Origin of the sequence: Euryhalocaulis caribicus, from assembly GCF_000412185.1 — a bacterium.
In the GTDB taxonomy this organism is placed as follows: domain Bacteria; phylum Pseudomonadota; class Alphaproteobacteria; order Caulobacterales; family Maricaulaceae; genus Euryhalocaulis; species Euryhalocaulis caribicus.
On record NZ_ASJA01000013.1, the window covers coordinates 89,367 to 96,318 of the forward strand.

The 6,952-nt window shown below is 64.7% G+C and carries 9 protein-coding genes; 7 read left to right on the plus strand and 2 right to left on the minus strand.

The window, feature by feature from the left end:
* Positions 1-33: 33 nt before the first annotated feature.
* Complete coding sequence (locus L338_RS11550) at positions 34-405, minus strand: hypothetical protein (protein ID WP_022698547.1); 372 nt, start codon at positions 403-405, stop codon at positions 34-36.
* Positions 405-686 carry a metal-sensitive transcriptional regulator gene (locus tag L338_RS11555; protein WP_022698548.1) on the minus strand — a complete coding sequence of 94 codons (282 nt, stop codon included), beginning with the start codon at positions 684-686 and terminating at the stop codon, positions 405-407. The genes L338_RS11550 and L338_RS11555 overlap by 1 nt, the downstream gene beginning before the upstream one ends.
* 88 nt (positions 687-774) lie before the next feature.
* Between L338_RS11555 and L338_RS11560 the strand changes: the two genes are divergently transcribed.
* The 7 genes from L338_RS11560 (at position 775) to pheT (ending at position 6,874) form a co-directional block, all read left to right on the plus strand.
* Positions 775-1,851 carry an acyltransferase family protein gene (locus L338_RS11560; protein ID WP_022698549.1) on the plus strand — a complete coding sequence of 359 codons (1,077 nt, stop codon included), beginning with the start codon at positions 775-777 and terminating at the stop codon, positions 1,849-1,851.
* A 114-nt stretch (positions 1,852-1,965) separates the two neighbouring features.
* A complete protein-coding gene (gene rpmI, locus L338_RS11565; RefSeq protein WP_022698550.1) occupies positions 1,966-2,166 on the plus strand; it encodes a 50S ribosomal protein L35 in 201 nt (66 codons plus the stop codon).
* Between the two features lie 48 nt (positions 2,167-2,214).
* On the plus strand, positions 2,215-2,571 hold the full coding sequence (gene rplT / locus L338_RS11570; protein ID WP_022698551.1) for a 50S ribosomal protein L20: 357 nt from the start codon (positions 2,215-2,217) through the stop codon (positions 2,569-2,571).
* Positions 2,572-2,595: 24 nt separating this feature from the next.
* On the plus strand, positions 2,596-2,763 hold the full coding sequence (locus L338_RS18245) for a DUF1272 domain-containing protein (RefSeq protein WP_422110946.1): 168 nt from the start codon (positions 2,596-2,598) through the stop codon (positions 2,761-2,763).
* A 40-nt stretch (positions 2,764-2,803) separates the two neighbouring features.
* Positions 2,804-3,877, plus strand: a complete 1,074-nt coding sequence (pheS, locus tag L338_RS11575; protein WP_027068490.1) for a phenylalanine--tRNA ligase subunit alpha — start codon at positions 2,804-2,806, stop codon at positions 3,875-3,877.
* Between the two features lies 1 nt (position 3,878).
* Positions 3,879-4,490, plus strand: a complete 612-nt coding sequence (locus L338_RS11580; RefSeq protein WP_027068491.1) for a hypothetical protein — start codon at positions 3,879-3,881, stop codon at positions 4,488-4,490.
* Entirely contained in the window at positions 4,487-6,874 is a 2,388-nt protein-coding gene (pheT, locus tag L338_RS11585) for a phenylalanine--tRNA ligase subunit beta (RefSeq protein ID WP_022698554.1), read from the plus strand. The genes L338_RS11580 and pheT overlap by 4 nt, the downstream gene beginning before the upstream one ends.
* Positions 6,875-6,952: the final 78 nt, after the last annotated feature.

The following is a 6,952-nucleotide window of genomic DNA, read 5'->3' on the forward strand; positions in this document are numbered from 1 at the left end:
CGCCGCGCGCAGGACGTACGCGGCTGCGAAAAGTCAGGAGTGATGTTTGGGCGGCGAGTCCGGCGGACCGCCGGGGCGTAGAGGCACGGTGTCGGCCGCCATGCGGCGTAAATGCCGGGCGGCGGGGGAGGTTATAGGCGGAGAGGCGAGCACAAGACCCGATAGCGCGCTGAAACAGGCGGCGCAGACGCATCCGTCGCAATCCTCGCCGCAGCAATCCTGCATATCCGTATCCACGGGCGTCTCCGCATCATGGCAGGCTTCCGCGTCCGGCGCGGACATCATGGCGGAGGCCATCTCCATCGGCGCGTCGTGCGCGGCCATCGCCGGCGCGGCGGGCAGCGCCAGACTGGCCGCCAGAACCAGCATCGCGGCAAGCCGGGCCAGAGCGCGGCCTCCGGTCATCAGGCCGCGCCTTTCGTGCGCGGCAGGATGCGGATCAACTCGTCCACCTTGGCGCGGCGCTCCTCCAGATCGTCGGAGGCCAGCGCCGTCTGGACACAGGTTTCCACGTGATCGGCCAGCACCAGCGACTCGACCTTGTCCAGCGCCGCGCGCGCGGCCTGGATCTGGGTAACGATATCGATGCAATAGCGCCCTTCCTCGACCATGGAGGACACGCCCCGGACCTGCCCCTCGATACGGGACAGGCGCTTGCGGATCGCGGCGGTATTATCGGCGCTCATGCACATACCCTAGCGGGGTATGGGCGCGGCGGTCAATTGCGTCCTAGCACGCCGCTTGCAGCGCGGCTTGCGAAAGGACTCTTTCGTTATGAACGCCAGAACCGACAACCCTTTGAATGGACGGGATAATTATCTCACTCCGATCCGCCTGACGCTGGCGGCGGTTGTCGCGGTCTGGCACGCTTTTGCGGTCACTGGCGCCGAAAGGTTCCACGAACCGGCCATTGCGGGCCTGTCGCCCAGCTATATGGCTGTGAACGGGTTTTTCATCCTTTCGGGCTTCCTGATCGCTTCCAGCCTTGAGCGGCGGCGCGCGCTGATCCCGTTCGGGGTTTCGCGCCTGCTGCGCCTTTATCCGGCCCTGATCGCGCTGGTTGTCACGGGCGCGATTCTGACGCTGTTCATTGGCGGGGACGGGGCGACCGGCAGCTGGCTCTATCCGCTGAAATCCCTGGTCTTCATGGATTCCTCGGGCAGCTATCCGGGGCTTTTCTCCGATCATCCGCGCATCGCCTGGTCCATCCCGCTCTGGACGCTGCGATATGAAGTGATCGCCTATCTGATCGCGCCGGCGCTCTTCTTCCTCGGCTTGCGGGGCATTCGCGGCGCGGCGCTGATCTTCGCCTTCTTCACGGTCGGGTTCATCGTGGTGCAGCTGTGCAATTGCAGTCCGCACGCGGCAATCGTGCAGATGTTCCGCCTTGTCGCGGCCTTCTCTCTGGGCGGGCTGATCTTCGCTTTGCGAGACCATATCGGGTTCTCGTTCACCCGGCTGGCGGGGGCGCTGGTGCTCTGCGCGCTGGCCTGGAACACGCCCGCCTTTGAGGCCGCGGCCAATCTGGTGCTGGCCTGGCTGCTGTTCCGGCTGGGCTATGCGCAGGGCGGGCCGCAGGCGCTCAAGAAAATTCCGGACTGGTCCTATGGCCTCTATATCTGGCACTGGCCGGTCTTCCAGCTGGTCTGGATGGCGCAGCCCGGAATCGCGCCGCTGGCCATTCTGGCGCTCGGCATGCCGGTGTCGCTGGTCATTTCGGCGCTGAGCTGGCGTTATATAGAGCGCCCGGCGCTGAATCATAAAAAGACCGTCTCCGACTGGCTCACGGCCCGCGTCTCGCCTGTGTTTAACGGCGCCCGCGCCTTGATATTCGCCCGTTCAGGCGTATAAGTCCGGTCCTTTCGAGAAGACCAGTCGTCCGTCCGGGCCAATTAACGGCATTGCCCGGCGACGCGAAACTCTAGCGGGACAGCGTATCGGAGGTCCCCGAACAAGGAGACAAAAATGCCGAAGATGAAGACGAAGTCGGGCGCCAAAAAGCGCTTCAAATTCACCGCGAATGGCAAGGTCAAGGCCGCGCAGGCGGGCAAACGCCACGGCATGATCAAGCGCACGCCCAAGCAGATCCGCGACAAGCGGGGCACGGACGTGCTGGCTCCGGCCGACGCCAAGATCGTCAAGAAGTTCATGCCCTACCAGCGCTAGGCGCTTTCGGTAGACGGCAGATCATTTCGAATTTGAAGGAGCAATAGAATGGCTCGAGTGAGTTCCGGCCCGGCGTCGCACGCCCGCCACAAGAAAGTTATCGCCAAGGCGAAAGGCTATTACGGCCGCCGCAAGAACACCTTCCGCGTCGCCAAGCAGGCCGTGGAAAAGGCCGCCCAGTACAGCTATCGCGACCGGCGCGTCCGCAAGCGTCAGTTCCGCCGCCTCTGGATCACCCGCATCAACGCCGCCGCGCGTCTGAGCGGCATCACGTACGGCCAGTTTATGCACGGCCTCAAAGAGGCCGGCATCGAGCTGGACCGCAAGGTCCTGGCCGATATCGCGGTGCGGGAGCCGGAGGCTTTCGCGGCGCTGGCTGACCAGGCGAAAGCGGCCCTCAAGTAGGGCCGCCCCGCCATGCCGCTTGAGATGAAACCCGCCTGTCAGACATGCCAGGCGGGTCTCGAGCGGAACGGACCAGCCTTTATCTGCAGCTATGAGTGCACGTTCTGCGCCGATTGCGCGGAACAGAAGCACGGCAAGGTTTGCCCCAATTGCGGCGGCGAACTGGTCCCGCGGCCACGGCGCAAGCCTTGAAGACTCGCTTCGTCCGCGGAAAAACACGGGGATGCGGGTCATGGACGATCTGGACAAGCTTGAAAGCGATCTGCGCGGCGAGATAGACGCCGCGCAGGATCTTCGCGCGCTCGACGATGCGCGGATTGCCGCGCTCGGCAAGAAGGGCCGCGTTTCCCTGATGATGCGCGAACTGGGCCAGATGGACCCGGAACAGCGCAAACAGGCCGGGCAGGCGCTGAACGCGCTGCGCCAGAGGCTGGAAGACGCCGTCACGGCCCGCCGTCAGGCGCTTGAGGAAGCGCATCTGAACGAGCGTCTGGCGACCGAGCGCGCGGATGTCTCCCTGCCGGTCCGCCCCCGTGCGCAAGGCGGCGTTCACCCGGTCAGCCAGGTGATGGAGGAGATCGCGGTGATCTTCTCCGAAATGGGTTTCGTCGTCCGTGAAGGCCCGGATATCGAGGACGATTTCCACAATTTCACGGCGCTGAATTTCCCGCCCGATCATCCGGCGCGCGAAACGCACGATACCTTCTTCCTGGAAGAGACGGACAAGGACGGCAATCCGCTGGTCCTGCGCACCCACACGTCCCCCGTGCAGGTCCGCACGATGCTGAACCAGAAGCCGCCTATCCGCATTATCGCGCAGGGCCGGACCTATCGCTGCGACTCCGATCAGACGCACACGCCGATGTTCCACCAGACCGAAGGGCTGGTGATCGACAAGGCCACCAATATGGGCCACCTCAAGGGGTGCCTGATGGAGTTCATCAGCGCCTATTTCGAACGCGACGTGGAGGTGCGCTTCCGCCCCCACCACTTCCCCTTCACTGAGCCCAGCGCGGAGATGGACGTTCGCTATGAGCGCGCGGGCGATGAAATCCGCATCGGTCAGGGCGAGGACTGGATGGAGATTGTCGGCTGCGGGATGGTGCACCCGAACGTGATCGCCAATTGCGGCCTCGACCCGAAGGAATATCAGGGCTTCGCTTTCGGTTTCGGCGTGGACCGCCTCGCCATGCTGAAATACGGCATGCCCGATTTGCGCGATTTCTTCGCCGCCGATTCCCGCTGGCTGAAACACTATAATTTCCCGGCCCTGATCCAGCCGAACCTCGCCACGGGGCTGAGCTGAGATGAGCCCGCGCGGTTCGTCCCGCCACTGGCGCATGCGGTTCGAGACGGTGGGGTCGATCAGCGCCATCGTCGTGGGTCTGGCCGCGCTGGTGATTGCGTGGGACCAGGGCCGCGTGATGCGCGCCCAGCAGCACGGCGAGGTTTATCCCGCCCTGCAGGTGGACGCCTTCACCTCCACCCAGACCGATACGTTCAGTCTCGGGCTGCGTGTCTCGAATAATGGCGTCGGCCCGGCCTTCATCGAGAATTCGAGCATTCTCCTTGATGGCGAACCGCAGGCGCTCGACGCTCTGATCAGCATATTGCCGGAAAATCTCGAGGACCGTTCATGGATGGCCATGGAGGGCCGGAGCGTCGCGCCGGGCCAGACCGTCGAGGCTTTCTCGGTGAGCTGGAACCGGGACGCGGTGGACGACGCCGTTCTCGCCAAACTGCTGTCCCAGTGGGACCGCTGGGACGTTGAAATCTGTTACTGCTCGGTCTTTGACCGCTGCTGGACCGCCACCGCCAATGATATGCGGCGCGATCCCGTCGACGCATGCCCCGTGATCGAGGGCGATGTGTTCGAGGAATTTGGCCGCGCCGCCTACCAAATGGAAAACCTGCAATGAAATTCACCCTGAGCTGGCTGAAAGAGCATCTGGAAACCGAGGCCACGCTCGACGAAATCGTCGAAGCGATGACCATGGCCGGTCTGGAGGTCGAGGATGTCGAGGATCCCGCCGCGCGCCTCGCCGCCTTCTCCACGGCCAAGGTGATCTCCGCCGAAAAGCATCCGGACGCCGACAAGCTGAAAATCTGCACGGTCGAGACCGTGGACGGGATGAAGCAGATCGTCTGCGGCGCGCCGAACGCCCGCGCCGGCATGATCGGCATCTATGCGCCGCTGGGGGCGTATATTCCGGGTCTGGATTTCTCGCTGGACAAGAAGCCGCGCAAGATCCGCGGGATCGAAAGCTACGGCATGCTCTGCTCCACCAAGGAGCTGGAAGCGGGTGAAGACCATGACGGCATTGCGGACCTGAAGGACGAATGGCCCGTCGGCACGCCCGCCGCAGAGGCGCTGGGCATGGCCGACCCGGTGATCGATTTCGAAGTGACGCCCAACCGCCCGGACTGGCTGGGGATTGAGGGCATCGCCCGCGATCTGGCCGCCGCCGGGCTGGGCAAGCTGAAGGACCGCGCGCCGCGCACGGTCAGCGGCGCCTTCCCGTGCCCGGTCAAGGTCGCGATCCGCGACACTGATTTCTGCCCGGCTTTCGGCCTGCGGCTGGTGCGCGGCGTGAAGAACGGTCCGTCGCCGGACTGGCTGCAGGCGCGCCTGAAGGCGATTGGCCTGCGTCCGATCAATGCGCTGGTCGATATCACCAATTTCATCACCTATGACCGTGGACGCCCGCTGCATGTTTTCGATGCGGCCAAGGTGAAAGGCGATCTGGTCATCCGCCGCGCGCTGGAGGGAGAGACCCTCAAGGCGCTGGACGAGCGGGAATACGCGCTGGACGAGGAAGTCGGGGTGATTGCCGACGATGCGGGCGTGGAATCGCTGGCCGGCGTCATGGGCGGCGAGGAAACCGGTTGCACGGACGAGACCACGGACGTTCTGATCGAATCCGCGCTGTGGGACCCCATCGCCATAGCGAAGATCGGCCGCAAGCTGGGCATCATGTCGGACGCGCAATACCGCTTCGCGCGCGGCGTCGACACGCATTTCATGAAGGCCGGACTGGAACTGGCCACTGAAATGGTCATGGAGCTGTGCGGCGGCGAACCGTCCGAGGTCGAAATCGCGGGCGAGATTCCCGCCCCGCCGGAAGCGATCCGCTTCAATTTGTCGGAGCCGGGCCGCCTTACCGGTCTGACGCTGGGCGAAAAGCGCGAAATGGAGATCCTGACCGATCTCGGCTGCACGATTGACGGCATGGGCGAAGAGACGATCGTCCAGCCGCCGACCTGGCGCCGCGACCTGACGCAGGACGCCGACCTGGTCGAGGAAATCGCCCGCATTCACGGCTATGACAAGCTGGACGCCACGCCGCTGCCGCGGCTGGAAGGCAATCGTGAGCCGGTGCTGAGCGAAGGCGCGGAGCGCGCCCGCCGCGCCCGCCGCGCGCTGGCCGCCGATGGCTGGTCGGAGGCGGTTACGTGGTCCTTCTGCCGCGCCGATCAGGCCGCGCTGTTCGATGGCGAAGACGCCCCGCGCGTCGCCAACCCGATCTCCTCCGAACTGGACACGATGCGGCCGACACCGCTGGTGCACCTGATCCTTGGCCTGCAGAAGAACGCGGACCGGGGGCAGGGCGGCGTCTGGCTGGCCGAAATCGGCCCGGCCTGGAAAGGCGCCAAACCGGAAGACCAGATGAGCATCGCCGCCGGCGCTCTGCGCGCGGACGCGGCGCGCCACTGGGAAGGCGCGCAGACGCCGGACATCTTCACAGTGAAGGCTGCGGCCCTGACCGCGCTACAGGCCGCCGGCGCGCCGGTGGACAACCTGCAGACCGACCGGGATGTCGCCGGCTGGTGGCATCCGGGCCGTTCGGGCGCGATGAAGCTGGGCAACCGCACGCTGGCCGTATTCGGGGAAATTCACCCGCATGTCCTCAATACGCTGGATATCGAGGGCCGGGTGCTGGCCTTCGAATGCTATCTGGATCAGCTGCCGCCGGTGAAGAAGAAGGACTCCAAGTCCAAGGGCGCGCTGAACAAATCGGACCTCAATCCGCTGACGCGCGATTTCGCCTTCCTGGTCGACGCCGAAACGCCGGCCGAGCAGGTGGCGCGGGCGGCCAAGGGCGCGGACAAGAAGCTGATTTCCGATGCGCGAATCTTTGACCTCTATGAAGGCAAGGGCGTGCCGGAGGGGCAGAAATCACTGGCCATCGAAGTGACGATCCAGCCGCGCGACGCGACCTTGTCCGACAAGGAGATCGACAAGGTTTCGGACGCCGTCGTCGCCGCGGTCAAAAAGGCCACGGGCGCGGAACTCCGCGGCTGATCAGTATAAATCCCTCGCCCCCTTAGAGGGGGAGAGGGTTTTGAGCGCCCAATCTCTGATTGGCTTTGCGCGAAAGGG